General features: G+C 50.7%; 18 protein-coding genes. 11 read left to right on the forward strand and 7 right to left on the reverse strand.

Annotated features, from left to right (window positions below; all coding sequences use genetic code 11):
• The first annotated feature begins 452 nt into the window (after window positions 1–452).
• From DEV76_RS02625 to DEV76_RS02640, 4 genes are all read left to right on the forward strand, one after another.
• Window positions 453–770 (forward strand): carboxypeptidase-like regulatory domain-containing protein, encoded by a 318-nt coding sequence (locus DEV76_RS02625; RefSeq protein WP_109694789.1) that lies wholly within the window; start codon window positions 453–455, stop codon window positions 768–770.
• A gap of 157 nt (window positions 771–927) precedes the next feature.
• The gene (locus tag DEV76_RS02630) at window positions 928–1,689 is read left to right on the forward strand and encodes a head GIN domain-containing protein (RefSeq protein WP_157962685.1); all 762 of its coding nucleotides are present in this window, start codon (window positions 928–930) and stop codon (window positions 1,687–1,689) included.
• Window positions 1,690–1,705: 16 nt separating this feature from the next.
• Window positions 1,706–2,323 (forward strand): RNA polymerase sigma factor, encoded by a 618-nt coding sequence (locus DEV76_RS02635; protein ID WP_109694793.1) that lies wholly within the window; start codon window positions 1,706–1,708, stop codon window positions 2,321–2,323.
• A 64-nt stretch (window positions 2,324–2,387) separates the two neighbouring features.
• Window positions 2,388–3,362 carry a FecR family protein gene (locus DEV76_RS02640; protein WP_109694795.1) on the forward strand — a complete coding sequence of 325 codons (975 nt, stop codon included), beginning with the start codon at window positions 2,388–2,390 and terminating at the stop codon, window positions 3,360–3,362.
• Window positions 3,363–3,680: 318 nt separating this feature from the next.
• On the opposite strand, the gene DEV76_RS26250 is transcribed toward DEV76_RS02640, so the two are convergent.
• The 7 genes from DEV76_RS26250 to DEV76_RS02680 form a co-directional block, all read right to left on the reverse strand.
• Window positions 3,681–5,042: a 2'-5' RNA ligase family protein gene (locus DEV76_RS26250; protein WP_262509818.1), complete on the reverse strand. Its 1,362-nt coding sequence runs from the start codon at window positions 5,040–5,042 to the stop codon at window positions 3,681–3,683.
• Between the two features lie 716 nt (window positions 5,043–5,758).
• Window positions 5,759–6,544: a TIGR00266 family protein gene (locus DEV76_RS02655; protein ID WP_198651919.1), complete on the reverse strand. Its 786-nt coding sequence runs from the start codon at window positions 6,542–6,544 to the stop codon at window positions 5,759–5,761.
• A gap of 42 nt (window positions 6,545–6,586) precedes the next feature.
• Complete coding sequence (locus DEV76_RS02660; RefSeq protein ID WP_198651920.1) at window positions 6,587–7,684, reverse strand: SGNH/GDSL hydrolase family protein; 1,098 nt, start codon at window positions 7,682–7,684, stop codon at window positions 6,587–6,589.
• Between the two features lie 128 nt (window positions 7,685–7,812).
• Complete coding sequence (locus DEV76_RS02665) at window positions 7,813–11,358, reverse strand: efflux RND transporter permease subunit (RefSeq protein ID WP_109694800.1); 3,546 nt, start codon at window positions 11,356–11,358, stop codon at window positions 7,813–7,815.
• Between the two features lie 25 nt (window positions 11,359–11,383).
• Entirely contained in the window at window positions 11,384–12,493 is a 1,110-nt protein-coding gene (locus DEV76_RS02670) for an efflux RND transporter periplasmic adaptor subunit (protein ID WP_109694801.1), read from the reverse strand.
• Window positions 12,494–12,526: 33 nt separating this feature from the next.
• Entirely contained in the window at window positions 12,527–13,891 is a 1,365-nt protein-coding gene (locus DEV76_RS02675) for a TolC family protein (protein WP_109694803.1), read from the reverse strand.
• A gap of 14 nt (window positions 13,892–13,905) precedes the next feature.
• Window positions 13,906–14,517, reverse strand: coding sequence for a TetR/AcrR family transcriptional regulator (locus tag DEV76_RS02680; RefSeq protein WP_109694805.1), 612 nt, complete (start codon window positions 14,515–14,517; stop codon window positions 13,906–13,908).
• 189 nt (window positions 14,518–14,706) lie between these two features.
• Between DEV76_RS02680 and DEV76_RS02685 the strand changes: the two genes are divergently transcribed.
• The 7 genes from DEV76_RS02685 (at window position 14,707) to DEV76_RS02715 (ending at window position 22,791) form a co-directional block, all read left to right on the forward strand.
• Window positions 14,707–15,366, forward strand: a complete 660-nt coding sequence (locus tag DEV76_RS02685) for a DUF502 domain-containing protein (RefSeq protein WP_109694807.1) — start codon at window positions 14,707–14,709, stop codon at window positions 15,364–15,366.
• A gap of 92 nt (window positions 15,367–15,458) precedes the next feature.
• Window positions 15,459–16,439, forward strand: a complete 981-nt coding sequence (locus DEV76_RS02690; RefSeq protein WP_232826856.1) for a zinc dependent phospholipase C family protein — start codon at window positions 15,459–15,461, stop codon at window positions 16,437–16,439.
• Between the two features lie 327 nt (window positions 16,440–16,766).
• Window positions 16,767–17,873 (forward strand): 3-phosphoserine/phosphohydroxythreonine transaminase, encoded by a 1,107-nt coding sequence (gene serC, locus DEV76_RS02695; RefSeq protein WP_232826857.1) that lies wholly within the window; start codon window positions 16,767–16,769, stop codon window positions 17,871–17,873.
• Between the two features lie 127 nt (window positions 17,874–18,000).
• Window positions 18,001–19,236 (forward strand): DUF1015 domain-containing protein, encoded by a 1,236-nt coding sequence (locus DEV76_RS02700; protein WP_109694808.1) that lies wholly within the window; start codon window positions 18,001–18,003, stop codon window positions 19,234–19,236.
• An 81-nt stretch (window positions 19,237–19,317) separates the two neighbouring features.
• Window positions 19,318–20,394 carry a tetratricopeptide repeat protein gene (locus DEV76_RS02705; RefSeq protein ID WP_109694810.1) on the forward strand — a complete coding sequence of 359 codons (1,077 nt, stop codon included), beginning with the start codon at window positions 19,318–19,320 and terminating at the stop codon, window positions 20,392–20,394.
• Window positions 20,395–20,448: 54 nt separating this feature from the next.
• Window positions 20,449–22,110 carry a phenylacetic acid degradation protein PaaN gene (gene paaN / locus DEV76_RS02710; RefSeq protein WP_109694812.1) on the forward strand — a complete coding sequence of 554 codons (1,662 nt, stop codon included), beginning with the start codon at window positions 20,449–20,451 and terminating at the stop codon, window positions 22,108–22,110.
• 12 nt (window positions 22,111–22,122) lie between these two features.
• Window positions 22,123–22,791 carry a YceI family protein gene (locus tag DEV76_RS02715; protein WP_157962687.1) on the forward strand — a complete coding sequence of 223 codons (669 nt, stop codon included), beginning with the start codon at window positions 22,123–22,125 and terminating at the stop codon, window positions 22,789–22,791.
• Window positions 22,792–22,825 lie beyond the last annotated feature (34 nt).

Here is a 22,825-nt window from a genome sequence, read left to right on the forward strand (position 1 = left end):
CTAATCTGTAAAATTACAGAATAGACGGGTAATTCCCCTGTAATTTCCGGCTTTAAAAGTACACAAAACAAGTAGACTTTACCCATAACTAAATGGAATGGGGCATTCCAAAACCGCTACGGCAGTTTTTCCGGCAAGGTATTTGTTATTTTATCCGGCGTGAGAAAAAGACGGTAAACAACAGTAAACATTCCGTTGAAACCCTTTACAGGGTGGGAAATAACTGAACTAACGTCTACGACACTACGTAAATAAGTAGTATTTTAATTCGCCGCAAACCCATACTGTTAAAGGATTTATAAAGAATTGTTAAAGAGGCGAATTTTGATCAAGTGGCATGGTAATTGCAAAAAACTCAACAGCACACAGTATTTCAGCACTAAAAGATTTGCTTATAGAATCGATTATTACTTAAACCATTCTTTATTATTAAACCTTAAAAATTGTATGCTATGAAAAGAGCAAAAATGAGTTTGTTAGCAGTTGCGGCCGTTGCATTCGGCGCATTCGCCTTCAAAGGTATCGCAGGCGGTTCCATCGGTGGTAAAGTAGTTCCTGCAGATGGTGCTACTGAAGCCTGGGCAGTTTCCGGAACAGACACACTGAAAGCTCCCATTGCTGATGGTGCTTTCTCTTTCGCAGAAGCTAAAGCCGGCACTTACACCGTGGTAATTGACGCTAAAGAACCTTTCAAGGATGCTACCATCACCGACGTAAAGGTTGAGGACGGTAAATCTACCGACCTTGGCGAAATCAAACTTGCACAATAAGTAAATAGTTGGTTTTCATAGGGGTTAATCAAGCCGGTCCGCCTTACTCAGGCGGCCGGCTTATTTTTTTTCAGCCCTTCTGGGGGTAGGCTCCCTGTTCGCCGTCATAATTACATCCGCCACCATTGCGGAATTACCCCTAAAAAAAATGACAGTAATGAAAATGACGGCAAAAAACGAATCAGTACTCACCATCGGCAGCCTCAGCGCTTCCCTCATCCTCTGCCTCCTGGCAATCTTCGGCTTCATCCTTACCGGTTGCAGCCGCGAAAATGTAAACGGCTCAGGCCGCATGATCTCCGAAGAAAGGTCTGTAGGCCGCTTTGAAGATGTGACCATCGACGGTTCCATGGATGTAATCGTTAAACAGGGCCCCGCCATCCCCCTCACCATCGAAGCGGAAGACAATGTAATGCGCTACGTGGAAACCTATGTGGCCGGCACCACCCTCCGCATCAAAATGCGCAACGGGCTCAACCTCAGAAGACATAAACAGATCATTGTCCATATCCAGAGCGAACAGTATCGCAAAATCGTCTTTTCCGGATCCGGCGGCGTAACTGCCCCCGATACTATCCGGACCAACCAGTTTATCACTGAACTGAACGGTAGCGGCAACGCCCGGCTGAAGGTAGACGCCAATGAAGTGCGCCTCTATGTAAACGGTTCCGGCAACGTAAACGTAGAAGGTAAAACACGGGATTACTTCTCCGAAATCAATGGCAGTGGCGATGTGAGTGCCGAAAATGTAAAATCCCTGAATGCCGATGTACGCATCAGCGGCTCCGGCAACCAGTCTATTTCCGTGGCCGACCGCCTGAACGCACGCATCAGCGGAAGCGGTAACATCCGCTACTGGGGCAATCCCCCTGCACTTACCGTGAATGTAACCGGATCAGGAAAAGTCATCAAGCAGTAGTACCCGAAAGGATCAAATGAAAGTAACCGCTATACTGTCAACCGCCGTTCGTCCGGACAGGCTGTTTGCGAAAGCCCAAACTGGTTATTTTTGCAGCATGTCCGACAACGACCGTTTATTGCAACTATTACGGGAAGATGAGCAACAGTTTATGAAAGCCCTCTTCCAGACTTATTTTCCACTTGTATGCAAGTCGATTTACCGCCTGGTACCCGACATGGCAACGGCGGAAGACCTGGCACAGGAGGTGTTCATCAAGGTCTGGAACCGGCGCGATCAGCTGGGGGAAGTCTACTTCAAGGCCTACCTTCACCGCGCCGCGGTTAACATGGCCCTCGATCATATTGACAAGCACAAACGCCGGGGTGGCCCGCCTGTAGAAATAGGGCCCGCGGCGGAAGAACAACAGGCCACAGCTCCTGTGGTTCACCTTGCCGAAACACAGACCCGCATCCGCCAGGCGGTGGATGCCCTGCCGGAAAAATGCAGGGAGGTGTTTATGCTGAGCCGGTACGAGGAACTGAGTTATAAGGAAATTGCGCTGGCAATGCAGATATCGGTCAAAACAGTGGAGAACCAGATGATCACCGCCCTTAAAAAGCTGCGGCACTCCCTCAGGGAATATTTGGAATGACGATGCTTCCCTACACCTAACACACCATTGTCATGAAGAATTTCCTATCAGAAAAAGAACTAGCATGTTGAGCAACGAAAATATGGATACACTGATCGCCCGGGATATCGAGGGTACGATCTCCGGGGCCGAAAAGCGCGAGCTGGCCGCCTGGCTGCAGGAGTCTCCTGCCAACCAGGCGTATTACGACGCGCTGAAAGATACCTGGGACCTGACGGCAGAAGCCTGGGATGAAATGCCCGAGCCGGATACCGCCGCCAACTGGGAGCGCTTCTCCCAAAAGATCGCTGAACCGGCGCCTATGGAAGTGGTGCACCGTGGCCGGGGGCGATGGCTCGCCGCCGCAGGCGTAGCCGCCATCCTTGCTTCAGGCATCGCATTCTTCCTTACCCGCAGCAGCGACACCGTTACCCTCGCTGCCACCAGCGAGAAGCAGACATTCACGCTTCCCGACGGCAGCAAGGTGTACCTCAACCGCAACTCCACCCTCCGTTATAACGAACGCTTTGCTCAAAACAACCGCGATATCACCCTCGAAGGAGAAGCCTTTTTCGATGTGGCGCCAAACGAAGCACATCCTTTTATCGTGCATGCGGGTGCTTCGCAAACGAAGGTACTGGGCACCTCTTTCGGGATCAAAGCTTACGATGCACAACCCGTGCGCCTCAATGTGATAACGGGTAAAGTGGCCTTCTCCAATCAGGAGAAAAAGGGAGACGCCCTTGTATTAACCGCCGGCCATTCCGCCGTTGTGAAAGCAAACGAAGATCCGGAAGCCATTACAGAAGCCGATCCTAACTTTACTTCCTGGAAAGATAACAAGCTGGTATTCCGCCGCTCCAGCCTGGCCTCCACATTCTCCGCCATGGAAGAATACTTCGGCATCGAGATCCGGATCGAAGACAGTTCACTTTCCGGCATCGAATACAACGCTTCTTTCTCCAATCCGGGGCTTGACACCATGATGAAAGTGATCTCGCAGACAACCGGCGTGAAAATCGTGGAAGAGAGTAAAGGCATTTACGTAGTCCGGCCATAACCTTGCCATAAGCATACACAACTGGAAACCAAAACGATCCGGGCCATATTGGTCCGGATTTTTTGTTAGCGTAAGGATAGAGGGCTTTAGGGAATGGGTATGTGAACGTCAAAATGAGGCTGGCCAATCATTCCGCCTGGGAAAAACAGGAGAAGGCGAAAGTAAACAGAGTGGCGACAGTAACTTATTCGAAACCATGGTTGGGTAACAGGCAGCAGTATACCGGTGGTAAATGTGAATACATGAGATGACCTGCCAGGGCACAAAAAAAATCCGGCCCATGAGGACCGGATTCTTTTTATTGACGGGGGCCGTTAATTAAACGCCGCCGAGTTTGCATTTCTGGAGTACTTCCCAGGATTTGCCGTTGTGGCGGAGGAAGTACAGGTTGTTTACTTTGAAGGAAGCCTGATACTCTTTGTTTTCGTATTCGGGCCAGGCTTTTTCGAAAGTAGCGTCGTCGAGGTCTTTGAAGGCCACGGTAACGTGAGGGGTGAAACCGGTACGTGCAAGCATGGTGCTGAAGCCGAATTCCTTCCGGAGGAAGTTAATCAGCTGGCGGTGCATGGCGCTCATTGTTTCTGATTTCTCTACGTTGATGAAGAGGACGCGGTTTTGTTTATTCGGGAATGTACCGAAGCCGTTGAGACCTACTTCGAAGGGTGCCTGTGTTTTTGCAAACTCAGTAAGTTCTTCGCAGAAAGCTCTTTCGAGGCTGGGATCGGCAGTGAAGGGTACCTGCAGGGTAATGTGCGGGAGTACTTTCAGTGCGTACATCGGGCCGTACTGTTCGGCAAATTCCTGTTTTATCTTGATGATCTCCTTACCTACTTCAGCAGTAGGGAGTAAGGCGATGAAGTAAATCTTGTTATCGGGTTTGGGGGGACGGGCACCGCCTCTGAAACCACCCTGGGGACGACCGCCGCCGCCCTGGGGACGACCGCCATATCCACCGCCGCCGCCACGGTCATATCCACCGCCGCCACCGCCACGGTTGAAGCCACCGCCTCCACCGCCACGATTGAAGCCGCCGCCTCCGCCGCCACGGTTGAAGCCACCGCCTCCACCGCCACGATCGTAGCCACCGCCTCCGCCACCGCGGTCATATCCACCACCACCACGGTCGTAACCGCCGCCGCCACCACCATAGCCTCCGCCACGGTTGCCGCCGCCGTATCCGCCACCGCCGCGGTCATATCCGCCGCCGCCGCTTCCACCACGGTCGTATCCTCCGCCGCCACGGTCATATCCACCGCCGCCGCCGCGATTGAATCCTCCGCCACCGCCGCCTTCGCCACGGTCGCGATTGAAGTCACGGTCACGGTATCCGCCGCCACCGCCTTCGCTGCGGGGAGGAAATCCGCCACCTTCACGGTTAAAGGTACCTTCGCGGTTGAAATTGCTTTCACCACGGGGAGTGTAACCACCACCTGTACCGCCTTCGTTGCGGGGAGTGTAACCTCCGCCTGCACCGCCTTCGCTACGGGGAGTGTAGCCACTGCTGCCTTCGTTACGGGGACGATAGCCGCCTTCAAATCGGTTGTTGTAAGGACGTTCTTCGTCTTTGCCAAATTCGGGTTTCTTGGAATAACCGCCGTCCTGGTCTTGGTTGGGTTCTTGTGGATCTCTGTTGTAGCCAGGAGAATACTTTCGGGGGCGTTCGTTTCTCTCAAAATTCATCTTACTTAATTAAGCGTGTTTGAAGCAATTTTTCAATGATTTCATGAAAATGAAATTCACCTACTTGTTTAACTAAAAATGATTAAAATTTTATTCTTTCAGCTGCCGGCGCGTAACCTGCATAACGTCAGGATGATTGATTATGTTCAATATATACCGGCTTCCGTTTAATGCTAATAATTTTCTCTGTTTGTAATTCGGGAATCGCAAAGATAATTTAGCGCCGCATTGCGTGATAACTTTTATCGCGGATATTTTCAAATTAATCCTCACGTCCGTCTCGACAGGATATTAATGGTAGTTCTGGCAAATGGTTAACTGGATTTCATCCAAACCGCTTATAGGGCTACCGATATAAGACCTGGTAATTGTTTTTGCCTTGAGATACACCTGAATTCATTTAATGAGTAAGTTTTTCAATTCTTATTCATAGCACCTAGGATAAATTGTCTTTTAATGCGCCAGTGAGTATTCACTGAATTGGCACCCACACAGTGCCAAACGCTTTATGTTTCCTTTGTAATATACAAAAAATCCGGTGTATCCGGTCAAGCCTCCGGGCAATATTAGTACAATACTACCAATCCATTCGTTAATTTTTTGCAAAAATGGTATAAACGGAAGGATTTTAACTTCGAAATGTATTGCCTAAAAAAGGCGCCTGCCGGTAAAAGGTTTCCCCTTCCCCACAGGCGCCCATATTAACGAATTGATTATCAATCTCCATCAAGCAGGTTACCGATCCCTCCCAGGATGCTCCCCTCTTCCTTCCGCGCACCGGTACCGTAAGCCAGTACACGGCTTGCCAGGCGACTGATCGGCAGGCTCTGCAGCCATACTTTTCCAGGTCCTCTCAGCACCGCAAAGAACAGCCCTTCACCACCGAAAACCATGTTCTTTACCCCGCGTACGAACTCAACATCAAAATCCACCTGCTGGGTATAAGCTACGATACAACCGGTATCCACCTTCAGCACCTCGCCCGGAGCCAGCTCCTTTTCGATCACATACCCGCCTGCATGCACAAAGGCCAGCCCGTCGCCCTCCAGCTTCTGCATAATGAAGCCTTCGCCGCCAAAGATGCCGGTTCCCAGCCTGCGCTGAAATTCGATCCCTACGTTCACTCCTTTCGCTGCACAGAGAAATGCGTCTTTCTGACAAATAATCTTCCCTCCCAGTAACCGGAGATCCATCGGGATAATTTTGCCCGGATATGGTGAAGCAAAGCTCACCCGCTTCTTGCCGTGGCCGGTATTCGTAAAACAGGTGATAAACAGGCTCTCCCCTGTGATCAGGCGCTTACCGGCAGACATGAGCTTTCCGAAGATGCCCTGCTTTGCACCGGAGCCGTCCCCGAAAAGGGTCTCCATTTTAATCTCCTGATCCATCATCATGAAACTGCCGCTCTCGGCCACAGCGCTCTCATTGGGGTCCAGCTCGATCTCTACGATCTGCATTTCCTCCCCGTGTATTTTGTAATCGATCTCGTGATTGTTCAGCATAGGTTTATTGGCGTTTTTGTCTTCCCGCAAATTACATCACATTTACCTTATGGGAAGGCTTTTTTTCATCAGCTTTTTCAGCTGCGGCCACATCGCTTCCAGCTGCCTGAGGTAGCCCAGATCGGTCAGATGCACACCGTCAATAGTACCTTCATGATCGCTCCCGATCAGGTTAGTAGCAGGCAGGTAATACAGTTGTTTGTATCCTTCCGATTTCAGTTTCGTGTAAGCCTCCCTGATAGCTGCGTTCTTATCTTTCGAATCCTGATCTATCTTCCGGTCAAAATATCCGTTTTCGCGTATAACGGTTTCCACCAGCAGGATGGGTACTTCCGGGCGCTTATCAAGCAGGTGCTTTATGAAGGGATAGGCTCTTTCCTTAATTTCTTTCGGGGAAGGGTTGGGGATACAATCCAGCACAAATACAGACGCAGGCATTTTTGCGAGCAGCTCCGCTACCGGGAACTCCATCTTTCCATTCCCGCTAAAACCGAGGTTTACCACATCCCAGCCGGTTTTGCGCTGCAGGATGGAAGAGTAAACCATTCCGGCCCTGCTGGCCGATGCACCCTGCAGGATACTGGACCCGTATATCACGATGCGGTGTGTGGTATCAATCTTAGGACTGGCGGGCCTTCCCAGCTGCGCTTCCGGCGCCACGCCTATTTCCAGCGAAGTAAGTTCGTTATAGGTAGGCAGGTACAACATGTACTGCCGCATGGCTCCGTCCATATTACTCACGAGCGTGCCGGCATTAGCGGTTTCCTTATCACCCGGCCTTCCTACTCCGGCCCACTGCCATTTCCCGTTGTTCCAGGCGTATAAATCAAGACCACTGTGGCAAATAGGAACAATGTTGTTATAGAACAATCCGTTCGCCAGCGTCCATTTGGCTTTGATGTACGTACTGTTCGTTTCAAACAATACGGCTATTCCCGAACTATGCTTGGAAAGATGCTTCACAGCGGGAGTCAGTTCCTTATCAAGCAGGGAATCGAAACGCTGATACACCGGGCTGGTGGGCAGCCCTTTCCCGACAATCTGGAATTGGCGCGCATCCGTGTACCGTGTATTATCCTGGCCGTGGGCCCAGGTAAAAGTAGTGCCTGCCAGCAGCAGGGCAATCATCCAGTTCTTCATAATTCGAAAAATAAGCATAAGCCTCCGGGAAAGGAAGACCCGGGCATAAAAAAAACCGTCCCGAAGAATCGGGACGGTACTAGTTAACCTACAACTGTTACACTGTTTGCTCTGATAAAAACAGTTTCTTAATTCATCGAAACCTTATCCGTTGGCTTTACATGCTTTTCTGCATGCGCATCTTCCGGATGGTTGAAGAAATGATATGGGCGTGGAGAAATATAGTCCGGCTGGTGCAGTTTTTTCACAGTTTCCCTTTTCAGGAACATTTTGAGAATCAGCACGAGGAAAGGAACATATTTCAGCGCACGGGGTAATTTGTAAAGGTCGAGAACATCGATGCAGCGCTTGTTCATAGCGTACATCACGGGTACGAGAACCAGCGTCAGGAAAGTGGCGAAGATCAGGCCAAACACCATCGTCCATGCGAGCGGGCCCCAGAAAGCCACGTTATCGCCACCGAAGTAAAGGTGAGGGTTAAACTCGTCAAACATCTTCCAGAAGTCGATATTGAGGCCTACTGCCAGCGGGATAAGACCAAGGATGGCAGCGATGGCGGTAAGGATTACAGGGGTCATACGGGTACGACCACCTTCTACCACCGCCTCGTTAAAGGGCACGCCCTGTATTACGAGCAGGTCGATGAATTCCACCAGTACGATACCATTCCTGGCTACGATCCCTGCGAGGGCCATAATACCTACACCGGTCATTACGATGGAGATATCCATACCGAAGATGGCGAAACCAAGGAATACGCCGATGATGGAGAAGAGGATCTCAAGGAAGATCACAAAGGCACGGCCAACCGAGTTGAACTGCGTAACCATGATCAGGAAGATGAGGCCTACCGCTCCGCCCATTGCAAGCAGCAGGAAGTTCATGGTTTCTGCCTGGTCTTCCTGTTCACCAGTCATCTTCACCGTGATACCATCCGGCGGATTGAATTCCTGTACTGCCGAGGTGATTTCTGCCACTACCTCATTCGCGTTGAAACCGGTGAGGATGTTGGAGTAAAGCGTCACCACACGTTTCTCATCTTTATGCTTGATACCTGCATAGGTATTACTGTAGCGGATATCAGCCACTGCGCTCAGAGGTACCTGCCTGATAGCACCACCCATATTCATGTCGCGGTAAGTAAGGTTCAGGTTCATCAGGGTGTTGATGTTGTTGCGCTGATCTTCCTGGAGGCGAACGGTAATATCGTACTCATCATCCGCGTCGCGGAATTTGGTGGGCGCGTAGCCAGACAGTGCGATACGCAGAGCGGTACCGATCTGATCTGTAGTGATGCCTTCGCGGTTAGCACGTTCGCGGTCGATATTTACCACGATTTCCGGCTTATTGCTCTGGAAATCGCTTTTCAGTTCTTCCACACCACCGATCTGTAAGCTGTCAAGATAACGTTTCAGTTTATCTGAAGTCAAAGCAAGCTGCTCAAATTCATCACCGGAGATTTCGATATTGATGGGCTTCCCTGTAGGGGGGCCACCCTGCTCCTGTTCCACGGTAATATCTGCACCAGGGATGCCTTTTACGGCATCACGGATCTTATCCAGATATTCGAGGGTAGATTGTCCGTTACGTTTGGAGAATTCAACGAACGCCACGGTTACCTTTCCTTTATGGGGATAAGTACCTCCATCCATCTGGGAAGGATCGGTAGCACTTTTCGCTACGTTGGAGATGATGGATTTAACCAGCGGATTGTTTTTGCCCACTACTTTGACGATCCGTTGCTCAACGATGTTGGTCACGGAATCCGTCGTCTTCTCATCAGTACCGTTTGGTAATTCCAGGTATGCAAAAATAAAGTTCGGATCTGCGGTCGGGAAGAAGATCACTTTCGGGTTACGGATACCAGTAAGCACGATGCTAAACACGAGCAAACCGAATGTAGCGAAAAGAATCTTTACAGGTCTCCACCCTACGATACACCATTCCAGGATACGGCGGTAGCGGTTCTGAACACGGGGCCAGATGTTTGTCTGGAATTTCCGTGCTACTACGCCCAGCCAGAAGCGCTCGATGGTGATCAGCAGCCAGATGAAAACAACCAGGTTACCCGCACCCATGCTGCCAATATACCCGATCAGTGCGGCTGCACCGAAAACGAGGGTCAGGATGGTGTATTTACGGTCCCATTTCGGCTTGGGATGTGCATCGCCTTCATGACGATCCATGAAATCCACCGCAAATACAGGGTTGATAATATATGCTACGAACAGGGACGCCATCAGGGTAACGATCAGCGTCGCCGGCAGGAAGAACATGAATTTACCGATAATGCCCGGCCAGAACAACAGCGGGAAGAATGGCGCCAATACCGTCATAGTACCTGAGAATACCGGAAGGAACACTTCCCCGGCAGCTATCTTGGCGGCTTTAACGATACCGAGATCTTTCCGTTCATAGAAGATACGGTGTACGTTTTCAATAACCACAATGGCATCATCCACCACAATCCCCAGCGCCAGCAGGAAGGAGAACAGCACCATCATATTGAGGGTGAATCCCATTACCGGCATGAAAAGGAAAGCAATGAACATCGACAGCGGCACTGAGGCTGCTACGAACAAGGCGTTCACAGCCCCCATGAAGAACATTAGTACTACGGTAACAAGGATGAAACCAATAATAATGGTATTGATCAGGTCGTGCAGCGTGATACGGGTAGACTCGCTCTGGTCTGCCGTAATGGTCACTTCCAGATCTTTAGGGAGGAGGTCCTGTTTCGCATCTTCCACGATCTGGAAGATTTTATCAGACGCATCGATGAGGTTTTCGCCACTACGCTTGATTACGTTGAGGGTTACCACACTTTTACCGTCGAGACGGGCATAGCTGTCCTGTTCCTTATGGGAATCTACCACTTCTGCGATATCGCGGAGGTAAACTACCGCACCGGAAGTACCACGCACCACGATGTTGCGGATCAAGTTGGGATCTTTATACTCTCCTTTGATCGCCAGCGTACGTTTCATACCGTCTATCCGCACGAGACCACCGGACACAGTTTTATTCTCTCCCTGCACAGCCATAATCACATCGCCGAAGCTGATCCTTGCCGCATCCATTTTGTATTTGTCCAGATTAATCTGGATCTCACGTTCGAGGGCACCTACAATGTCTACACGGGTAATTTCTGTAAGACCTTCGATCCTGTCCTGCATTTCATCCGCATACTTTTTCAGTGTCTGCAGATCGAAATCGCCCGACATGTTTACGTTCATGATAGGCACTTCGGAGATCTCCATTTTGGTGATCATCGGATCTTCAGTGAGATCTTTAGGCAGATCCTTCTTGGCAGCATCCACTTTCTCCCGCACCTGAATACCAGCTTCCAGCAGATCTTCATCCGGGTTGAACTCTACGATAACAGCAGAGAAGTCCTGGATGGAGGTGCTCGTGATTTTGCGCACGCCGGAGATAGACTTAAGTTTTTTCTCGAGGGGCTTGGTCACGAGGGTTTCCATGTCTTCTGGGGAAGTACCATCGTTGATTGTGGAAATATAATACTGGGGGAACACTACCTCGGGGAATTGCTCCTTCGGCAGGCTCCTGTATGTGAGGATACCGGTGATCGTGAGGATCAGGGTGATCACATAAATGCTCACCTTGTTGTCGATCGCCCAACTGGTCGGCCGGAATTCTTTTTCTAAGTCCTTCATCGGTTAATTTTTTAAAGTTGGCCGGTTACAGCTTGATAAAGTCGTTGTCGTTCAGGCCCTGGAAGCCGGTGGTAATAATCTTTTCCCCGGTATTAAGGCCGGTTTTGATTTCAGCTTTATCGTTATAAGTCCTTCCCAGTTCGATGTAAGAGCGTGAGGCCTGCATTTTATCGCCCGAACCTTTTACGGTCAGTACGTAAGGTTTACCCAGTGAGTACTGGATAACGTTTACCGGTATAACCACCGCATTATTGGCACGATAGTCTACAATGCGGATCTGAGCCAGCATATTGGGATGCAGATCCTTGTTACCGGATACGGGGATCTCAACGCGAATGGTACGGCTGAGAGGATCAATCGTGCGGGATGCAAAACCGATTTTAGTGCGGAAGGTTTTTTGAATATCGGGGAAAGTCACTTCTACTTCGTCTCCAGTTGTCACTTTCCCGGCGAAAGCTTCCGCCACATTGGCCACTACACGGAGGTTAGATACATTCACTACGCGGAAGGCTGGCATCCCTGGAGAGGCGGCATCACCGATCTTGGCAATCACCTGATCTACGGTACCGTTGATGGGAGAAATGATCCGGGTGAGGTTGATCTGATCTCTCATAGTAGCAATGCTCTTTTCCAGCGATTCCTTTTGGGATTTGGCGGTGAGATACTGTACTTCGGAACCGATCTTCTGACGCCACAGGTTAGCCTGTTTGTTGTAGAGGGTGGTAGCGAGGTCCAGCTGTGTCTGAAGCTGGGCGAGGTTAGACCGCATCACCTGATCGTCTACCTGAGCCAATGTCTGGCCTTTGCTGACAGTTTGCCCTTCACGGACGAGGATAGCTTTGATGATGCCGGGCGACTGTGCAGACACCTGTACGTTTTCACGTGCGTCCACATCTCCCTGGATATCGATGAAATGTTCGAAAACTGAAGTTTGCACATCGGCAATAGTCACTGTCTTGGTTTTAACCGCAGTGGAATCACCGGCTTTCATTTCCTTTTCAAGGATTTTGATCTCCGCGTCCAGTTTGGCTTTCTCCTGCTTGAGGCGCGCGAGTTTCTCAGGTTTCTTTTCTTCTCCGCCGCCGCAGGCAATCATCAGGGAGATCAGCGGAAGAACGAAATATCTTTTATTCATTTTATGTTGATTTTTGGGAGATAAAGTTGAAGGTTAGAGTTTTCCGAATGCTTTCAGGTAATCTACTCTTGCCACAATTACATTGAAGAGGGCGGAGAAGTAGTTATTCTGTGCAACCAGCAGGGCCGATTCGGCATTGATCATTTCCACGCTGGAGCCTACGCCTTCGCGGTACTTAATCATGGTTGTTTCAAATACTTCCTTCGCCAGCTGCATGTTTTCTTCTTCGTTGCTGAGTGTGGAAAGGTTGTTACGCAAACTGGTGGCGGAATTAGCCTGATCCAGGTCAATGGAGCCACGGAGTTTTTCGAGATCGATATCGTTCTTTTTCACGGCTATAAGTGCCTGATCTACTTTACGAAGGCGTTGGAAGCCGGTAAAGATGGGCACTTTAAGATTCAGGCCGTAAGACACATAGCCATACCAGCTCTGAGAGGAGAAATAGTCAAACTTACCCGAAGCGCGCGAAGCACCACCCTGACCAAAGAGGTAGAGTGATGGCCAGGCAGACAGGCGGTACCTTTTCAGGTTATACTCATTAGCCTGGCGCTGGGTTTCCAGCAGCTGATATTCGATACGGTTCTGATAGCTGAAACCATCCTGACCCTGAATATCAGCCTTCAGTGAATTGTTACCCAGCGTATCCGTCAGCTGAAGGGACTGTTTCACCGGCATACCGATCTGGAACTTCAGGGCGGCAATACCTACTTCGCGGATTTCCCGGAGGCGCGTTACCTGCGATTCCAGGTTATTAACCTGCACTACGAGGCGGTCCACATCCAGCTTTTCTACGAGACCGTTTTTGTAGATCTCCCGTGTTTCTTCCAGCATGGATTTCAGGCGTACCTGGTTGGAGTCCAGGATAACGAGGGCCTTATCAGCAGCCACTACGTTGAAATACGCCTTGTAAACCGCAGCCTTTACTTCCATCTCGGAATACTCTACGCCTTTACGGGCCAGTGTTTCGAGGGTTTTACGGGCCTGCAGTGCTACCAGCACACTGGGGTCGAAGAGGGTCTGGTTCACATCCACCTGGCCTAATACATTATAGGCCAGTCCGAATGCGATAGGAACTGTTGTTCCCTTGGGGGCGCTGGGATCGAAGTTGCTGATATCTACCAGCTGCTTCTGGATAACAGGATTATGCTGGAACATCCCCGTACCGCTTACCTGCGGCAGGGCGAGGCCGCTCACTTCGCGGTTAACCGCGAGCTGGTTTAGTTCGTCCAGCTTTGCATTACGAATGTCGTACTGATGGGAGAGCGCATAAGATATGGCGTCCTGCACCGAGAACCGCAGTGTTTCCGGTGTAGGTGCCGGTTGCTGCTGCGCATGGGCACAGGTTAAAACATGCAACATCGTGCCCGCGAGGACAGCGAGTTTCCATTTAAAATGCATAGAACATTGATTTATTACTGGTTATCTTTCGATTTATACTGGTCGATCAGCTGGTAGCCCTTCAGCGTGGCTACCCCGTACAGGAAATGTTCCAGCAGCACGCGCTGCACCTTCGACATATCATAACCGTTCATGGGGAACAGTTCGGGCTGGAAACAAAAGAGGGACGACGCGGCGCGGAAAGCGCTGAGAATGTCCAGGTCCAGGTCTGGCCGGTAAAATCCTTCCCGGATACCCCGTTCCAGGTTTTCACGGATCGTCCGTACCATGAACACATTTTTATGCTGCTCAAAGAGCTGAAATGCCTTGGAATGGAATTTCTGGAGGTCCATCATCACTACCGGGTTCATGTTCCGGAATTTATCTTCCATCATCTTAATGACCAGGAACAATTCCCCGATAGCATCGGCACTATTTTGCCGGCTGGCGATACATTCCTCTTCGATGAGGCCGAGGTGGCGGCTCATCACATTGAGTACCAGGTCGCTTTTATCGGCGAAGTGCGCATACAGCGTTTTTTTGGAAATGCCCATGCGGTTGGCGATATCGTCCATCGTAATGGAGCGGGTGCCGTACTGCCGGAACATGTTGAACGCTGTATCCAGGATTCGTTCTTGAACTTCCATTGGTTTTTGATAAAAAGGGGGCGAATTGAATTACACGCACAAAACTATGGAAACTATTTAAACCTCCAAAGTTTCCATCAAGTATTTATGGCATAATATGACGAACGGAGTTCATCACAGGATTTCCCGGCTTTATTGGGGGGCTGATGCGGTTTTTATGGTGTAACTTTGCCCTTTCAAACCGAAAACATGTCTCCAAAGCTGAAATTCAGGGTATTGCTGTCGCGGGTACTGCGGTATTTTTTCCAGGGGTTGCTGATTCTGGCACCCATTGGAATCACAGCCTTTACCCTTTACTGGGGCTTTATCACTATAGACAACATCCTTCCCCGCGATATAATCCCGGAAGATCATCCCATGAACTTCCTGCGTTATAAAGGAGTTGGATTTGCTATCGTATTGATTTTCATAATATTTGTTGGCTATCTGAGTTCCTCCTTCATCATTGGCAGACTGATCGACATGTTTGACCACATCCTGGAGCGGACGCCTTTTATAAAATATATCTATTCTTCCGTGAAGGATGTGTTTGATGCATTTGTAGGGGAGAAGAAGAAATTCGACCATCCGGTATTGGTGAATGTTTATGGTGAAGATGTATGGGAAATGGGGTTCATAACCCAGGAAGATGTGCGGGCCCTGGGCCTGGAAGGCTTTATGGCGGTGTATGTGCCTCATGCGTATGCGATCACCGGTAAGGTATTCATCGTTAAACAGGAAAAAGTACGGCCGCTGACGAATGTATCGGCAGGTGAGGCCATGAAGTTTGCCGTTTCAGGGGGCGTTACCCATATTACAGAGCTGCCTTCCGTACCGGTTACAACCCAGGAAAAGCCCGAATCTCACTAATTCGGAGAAATGCTCTTCCCGGACTGAGAAACGTATCGTTAAATTGAGTTCTTTACATACTGGAGCGGATTACATTGCAGGAAACGAACTGTATGATGTATTCCTTATGGATGCGCGCTGCATTACTTACGCTGGCGTGTTGTTGTATTTCAGGAAGCGCCCGGAGCTGGGGTTTCTTCGGACATGAACGGATCAACCGGATTGCGGTATTTTCCCTTCCACCCGAGATGCTGGTATTCTTTAAACCGCATCTGGCCTATATCGTCAGGCATTCCACCACGCCCGACAAGCGGCGGTACATGGTAGCCGACGAAGGCACCAGGCACTATATCGATATCGACCATTACGGCGCTCCGCCCTTTCCCGCATTGCCACGCAGCTGGCGGGAGGCAGTTGCCCGGTACGGCGAAGATACCCTTTCCCGCCATGGCATACTCCCATGGCACCTGGAGCGGATGCAATACCGGCTTACGGAAGCTTTCCGGAAGGGCAACGGTCTTCAGGTACTGCGCATAGCAGCCGAACTTGGCCACTACATAGCTGATGCCTATGTACCTCTCCACACCAATTCCAATCACAACGGCCAGCTAAGCGGCCAGCACGGCATTCACGGTTTATGGGAATCCCGTATACCTGAACTATTTGCCGACAGCCGGTTCGATTTCTGGACCGGGCGTGCTGCATACATCCCTGATTGCAATTCCTTCTTCTGGACTGCCGTGCTGGAAAGCGCATCGGCATCATGGCAGGTGCTGGAAAAGGAACGGATGCTCGCTAAAAACTACCCTGCCAGCGGGAAATACTCCTGGGAACTGCGGAACGGTAAACTGGTGCGGCAATACAGCACCGGATACACCACCGCCTACCAGGACCTCCTTGGAGATATGGTGGAAAGCAGAATGCGGGGAGCCATTGCCGCCGTAGCCGCCAGCTGGTATACAGCATGGGCCGATGCCGGCCAGCCGCCACTCGCACATCTGGCAGCCCTCACCTTTCCGGAGCTTGAAGCAAAGGAGGATCAACGGCTGGACAGTATAGCCACCGCCGGGAGTATTATCGGGCGGGGGCACTAACAGCCCCTCCGGATACACTGAAGTAATTAACGTTACCGGCTATCTGTAGCCCGTATCACAACAGCATTATTTCAGGCGTAAACCGCCCCTCCGGCGGCCCTTCGTTCCTGATGCCTCAGCATAGCTGCAGGCACTGTAAAAACCCGCTCCAAACGGAAGCCTGTACAGTGTTGAAGGCGTTAAAATATTTAGGTTCCCTAATACGTTTTCTGAAAAGAAACATTATCTTTGGTTCTCCATCTGATATTTTTAACCACTCCTACACTGACCAATCTTCCGGTTCATTTACCGTGATTTTTTACCTTTTCCTTCGAAAAACCATATAAAGTGGAACAAGAAACCGTATACAATTTAGACCGCAACATGAAGGTGCACAATTTTAATGCAGGTCCTTCTGTATTGCCCAATGAGGTGCTGTACAAAGCCAGCAAAGCGCTCATCGATTTTGAAGGATCAGGTATGTCCATCCTCGAGATCGGGCACAGAACGGAGCCTTTTATGGCAGTAATGGAGGAGGCCCGCAACCTTACCCGCGAGCTCATGCAGCTCGATGACGATTTCGAAGTACTCTTCCTGCAGGGAGGGGCTACCATGCAGTTTATGCAGGTACCCATGAACCTGCTGGACAGTGGCGAAACTGCTTCCTATATCGATACCGGCGTATGGTCAAACAAAGCCATCAAGGAGGCGAAACTGTTTGGTTATGTAGATGTGGCCGCCAGCTCCAAAGAGGCGAACTATAATCACATCCCAAAACAATACACTATAGCCCCCCAGGCCAAGTATCTCCATATCACCACCAACAACACTATTTACGGTACCCAGTGGCACACCATGCCCCAAACGGATGTACCTGTTGTAGCCGATATGAGCAGTGATATACTGAGCCGTCAGATGGACTTTAACCGCTTTGCCCTTATCTATGCAGGCGTGCAGAAAAACATGGGTGCCGCTGGCGCTACTATGGTTGCTGTCCGTAAAAGCATGCTGGGTAAGATCTCCCGTCAGATCCCGTCCATCCTCAACTACAAGAACCACATCGAAAACGGCTCTATGCTTAATACACCGCCCGTTTTCGCCGTATATATCTCCATGCTTACCCTCCGCTGGCTCAAAGGCCAGGGCGGCGTAGCTGCCATTGAGCAGATCAATAATAAGAAAGCTGCCCTCCTTTACGACGAGATAGATCATAACCCGCTCTTCCGTGGTAACGTTGCTAAAGAAGACCGCAGCAAAATGAACGTCACCTTCACCATCGATAAACCCGAGCTGGAAGATGAATTCCTCAAATTCTGCAAGAAAGAAGATATCGTTGGCATTAAAGGCCACCGCCTGTCCGGAGGCTTCCGTGCTTCCCTTTACAACGCCCTCCCGCTCGACAGCGTGGAAGTTATGGTAGAAGCCATGAAGTTCTTCTCCCTCAAAAAAGCATAACCTTTCCCCTTACCGAAGTATTGAAAATATTTAAATACGAAGAGCGCCGCAGATTACTGCGGCGCTCTTTTTTATTCCTACCCTCCTTTTCTTACTTTTACCCCTCCTAACAGTAAACTTAGAATCCATGGCAATTATCAAACCGTTCCAGGCGCTGCGTCCGCAACCCGCACTGGCCAAAGAAGTAGCCGCCAGGCCCTACGATGTGCTCAACGCTAAAGAAGCCGCCGAAGAAGCCGCCGGAAACCCTCATTCCTTCTATCATGTCAGCAAATCGGAGATCGATCTGCCTGCCGGAACGGACACCCACTCCGCACCCGTATATGCCAAAGCTGCTGAAAACCTGCGGAAAATGCAGGAAGACGGCACCCTTTTCCAGGAAACATCTCCCGCGTATTATATCTATAAACTCGTAATGGATGGCCGCTCCCAGACCGGGCTTGTTTGCGCTTCCTCCATTGCCGACTATAATAATGGCATTATCAAGAAACACGAGTTCACCCGTCCTGAAAAGGAACAGGACCGCATTAACCACATCACCGCCACCCGTGCGCAAACAGGTAATGTTTTCCTCGCCTACAACGATGTCCCTGAACTCAACGCGCTCATCTCACACTGGCAGGAACATAACGCCCCCGTATATGATTTCGTAGCTGCCGATGGCATCGCCCACACGATCTGGGTAGTGGCAGATGCCGCAGCTGTGGAAGAAATCACTCACCGTTTCAACACCCAGGTACCTGCTACCTACATTGCAGACGGCCACCACCGTGCTGCTTCCGCCGCCCTGGTACAGCAAGCCAGCGGTGAAGATGTAGCCACTGATAATCCTGTAAACTTCTTCCTTACCACCATCTTCCCTGCCAGCCAGCTCGCTATTCTCGACTACAACCGTGTTGTGAAAGACCTGAATGGCCATAGTAAGGAAGACCTCATTTCCCGCCTGGAATACGACTTTATCGTGGAGGCTGTGGGCCATCACGAGCAAAAGCCGGCTATGCTCCACGAGTTTTCCATGTACCTCGATCATACCTGGTACCGCCTCGTGGCCCGCGAAGGCACTTACACGAATGATCCCATCGGCATCCTGGACGTAACCATCCTCCAGAACAATGTGCTCGACAAACACCTTGGCATCCAGGACCCTCGTACCGACAAGCGGATCGATTTCGTAGGCGGCATCCGTGGATTGGGCGAACTAGTAAAAAGGGTAGACAGTGGCGAGATGGCTGTGGCCTTTGCCCTGTATCCAGTTACCATCCAGCAATTGTTCGACATTGCTGACTCCGGCAATGTGATGCCCCCAAAATCTACCTGGTTTGAACCCAAACTGCGCGACGGGTTGCTGACCCACACTTTCTGATTTCCGACAAATCCGCCGTTGGCCCCGGTTTGAGCCGGGGTCAACGGTTTTTTCTTACATTTACAGAAAACGTACTGAACAATGGAATGGCAAAAGGCTGCAAAAAAATGGACAATGGTGCTGACGGGCGTGCTTTCCTTCCAATGGGCACTTGCCCAGGATAACGCCGAACTGCAACAAACCGCCCGGAACTTCCTCCGGTCCGGCGATTATACCAATGCCATACTTGTCCTCAACCAGGCCATTACTTCCGCTCCTGACGATCTTCAGCTCAAAAAAGATCTGGCCTTCGCCTATTACCTTAAAGGGGATTATAACCGCGCCTATACCGTGGTTTCGCCGCTCACTGATAAGAAAGACGCCGACATTCATCTGTTCCAGATAGCCGGCAACATCTATCAGGGCAGGCAGGACTGGAAGGGTGCAGAAAAGATCTACCAGCGCGGGTTACGTAAATTCCCCAACAGCGGCGAGCTCCATTGCGATTATGGAGATCTCCTGCAAAACATGAAGAACTTCGACGGCGCCCTCCGCTACTGGGTAAAAGGCATTGAAGTAGACCCTAATTTCCCGGGCAATTACTATCATGCCTCCCGCAGCTACCTGTGGACCAAGGAACCCATCTGGGCCATCCTCTACGGCGAAACCTTCATCAACCTCGAAAGTTATACCACCCGCACCGCCGAGATCCGCGATGTGGTGCTGGAATGTTATAAAAAACTGTTCGACGACCCGGCCATCTTTAACAGTGTGCCCGGTGAAACCGGCAGCTCCAAAGGCAAAAAGACGGACGCGAATGCCTTCATGGACGCTTATAAAACCGTAATGGCCAAACAGGTAAGTGTGATCGCCACCGGCATTGAGCCCCAATCGCTCATCATGCTGCGCACCCGTTTTTTGCTGGACTGGTACAAATTCTACGGCGTGAAGTATCCATATGCCCTGTTCGACTTCCAGCGGAAGCTCCTGCGGGAAGGGATGTTCGAAGCGTACAATCTCTGGCTGTTTGGCCCTGCCGCTAACCAGTCTGAATACAAATCATGGACCGCCCTGCACAAAACGGAGTACGACAACTTCACCGCCTGGCAGCGTAACCACCCGCTGAAACTCCGGGACGACGAGTTTTACAACACCGGCAAAGTAGCCACCATCCGGTAGCATTGGCCGGTGCCGTCAGCAATCGTTTACAACTCATATCTAAACCATAGCGCTATGCTGATCGCAAAACACCAAAACATCATCGACAACGCGGTAAAGGCCAACCACGAAAGAACCTTTTACTCGCAGTATCCCGAGCACCCCAAGGCATACGGCGATGAAGCTCCCCAACAGGGAGAAGCTGCTTACAAAAGCTTGCTTAACAAGCCCTTTTCACGTTTGAAACAAAAAGTCGTGGAGAACTGGTATGGGGAAGAAGTATCCCCTTACACCCTTGAGCCCCTCGGCATTTCGTATCCCATTATTTCCACGGACGAACTTGTTAAAGCCGGACAGAGAGCCGGACAACGCTGGGCACAGCTATCTGTAGCCGATCGTGCCGGCATCCTCACCGAAACACTGGAAAAAATCCAGCACCACTTCTTCGAGATTGCGCATGCCACCATGCACACCACCGGCCAGAGCTATATGATGAGCTTCCAGGCCAGCGGCCCTCATGCAAACGACCGCGCCCTCGAAGCCATCGCTATGGGCTACCAACAGCTCCAACACTTCCCCGGACAGCAAACATGGGAAAAACCCATGGGCAAGATCAGCGTGAAGCTGCAGAAAACCTTCCGCCCGGTTCCTAAAGGACTGGGTCTCGTGATCGGCTGCTCCACTTTCCCGGTATGGAACTCTCTCCCCGGCATTTATGCAGATCTTATTACCGGCAACCCCGTAATTGTGAAGCCTCATGCCCGGGCCGTACTTCCCATTGCCATTGTAGTGGCTGCTATCCAGCAGGTACTGGAAGAAAACGGGCAGGATCCTTATACCTGCCAGCTTGCTGCAGACTCTACGGGAGCACCAATTACAAAAGCCCTTTGCGAGCATCCCGGCATCCACCTGATCGATTATACCGGCGGCAGTGCTTTCGGTAACTATGTGGAATCTCTCACATCGCAGGGTAAAACGGTGTTCACAGAAAAAGCCGGTGTTAACTCCGTTATCATCGATTCTGTACAGGAAATAGACCCTGTAATGCAGAACCTCGCCTTCTCTGTGAGCCTCTATAGCGGACAGATGTGTACCGCTCCCCAGAACTTCTTTATCCCGGAAACGGGTGTTAAAACTGCCAACGGTACGCTTTCCTTTGATGAGGTAGCCAGGAAATTCACCGACGCCATTACAGCCCTTGTCAATAACCCTAAAATGGGAGCCGGCACGCTGGGCGCTGTTCAAAACGAAGCCACCCTCACCCGTGCCCGCGAAGCTGCCAAACTGGGAGGTAAAATATTACTGGAAGGAGCACCGGTAAACAGCGAAGAGTATGCAGGCGCTCGCACCTGGTCGCCTGTAGTAGTGGAAGTATCGGCCGAAGACCAGTCCATTTTCCAGCAGGAACTGTTTGGCCCGGTAGTGTTGCTCGTTAAAACGAAAAACACCGACGATTCCATTCGCCTGGCACGACAGATGGCTTCCAGTCATGGTGCTATTACCTGCGGCGCCTATTCAACTGACGAAGGGGTGATGGACAAAATAGCCGATGCAATGAACAGCGTGTTTACGCCTGTTTCATTCAATTTCACGGGTTTCATCTGGGTAAACCAGCACGCCGCTTTCTCTGACTTCCATGTAACCGGAGGTAACCCTGCCGGCAATGCCAGCTTCACAACTCCCGAGTTTGTGGATAAGCGTTTCGTTTGGGTAGGGAACAGAACTTATGTAGCCTAAAACATCATGTATATGCGTACATCTTCACGGATATGGTTTATACTGCCCCTCGCCGCCGCGGCCTGCCAGCAGGCACCGAAGGCCGACAAGGCAGCAGTATCAGAGCCACAGGCAGTGGTATCTCCCTCCAGCGGGCATACCCTCCCCCTCGACACTTCGGCATGTATCCTCTACTGGATCGGCACCAAGCCCACCGGGGAGCATAAAGGATCGTTCCGGTTCAAGGGCGGGGAGATATTCGTGAACGACAGTACCATTACCGGCGGCAATTTCACCATCAATATCGCCAGCCTCCGTAACCTCGACCTTAACAAGCAGCCCGACATGCAGCAGCAGCTGGAAGAAGAACTCCGCGGAGCCAACTTCTTTGATGCCGGCCAGTTCCCAACGGCGAAGTTCGAAGTAACGGAGGTGACGCCTTACCACCCTGCTGCCAGCGACCAGTCTGTGATCCTGAAAGACGCGACCCATATGATACGCGGTAACCTGACCATGAAAAACGCCACCAAGAACATAACTTTCCCCGCCAAGATCGTTTACGAGAAAGGGAAAGTGAGAGCGGCGGCCAATTTCAACATCGACCGTACACAGTGGGGGATGACTTACCGGGCAGATAAATCGCTGCAGGACAAGTTGATCAATTCCGTCGTCAATATTCAGTTTGAACTGATTACCAAATGATAAAGAGGCCCGGTTTTACGCCGGGCCTTTCATT

Origin of the sequence: Chitinophaga deserti (genome assembly GCF_003149455.1) — a bacterium.
In the GTDB taxonomy this organism is placed as follows: Bacteria; Bacteroidota; Bacteroidia; order Chitinophagales; family Chitinophagaceae; genus Chitinophaga; species Chitinophaga deserti.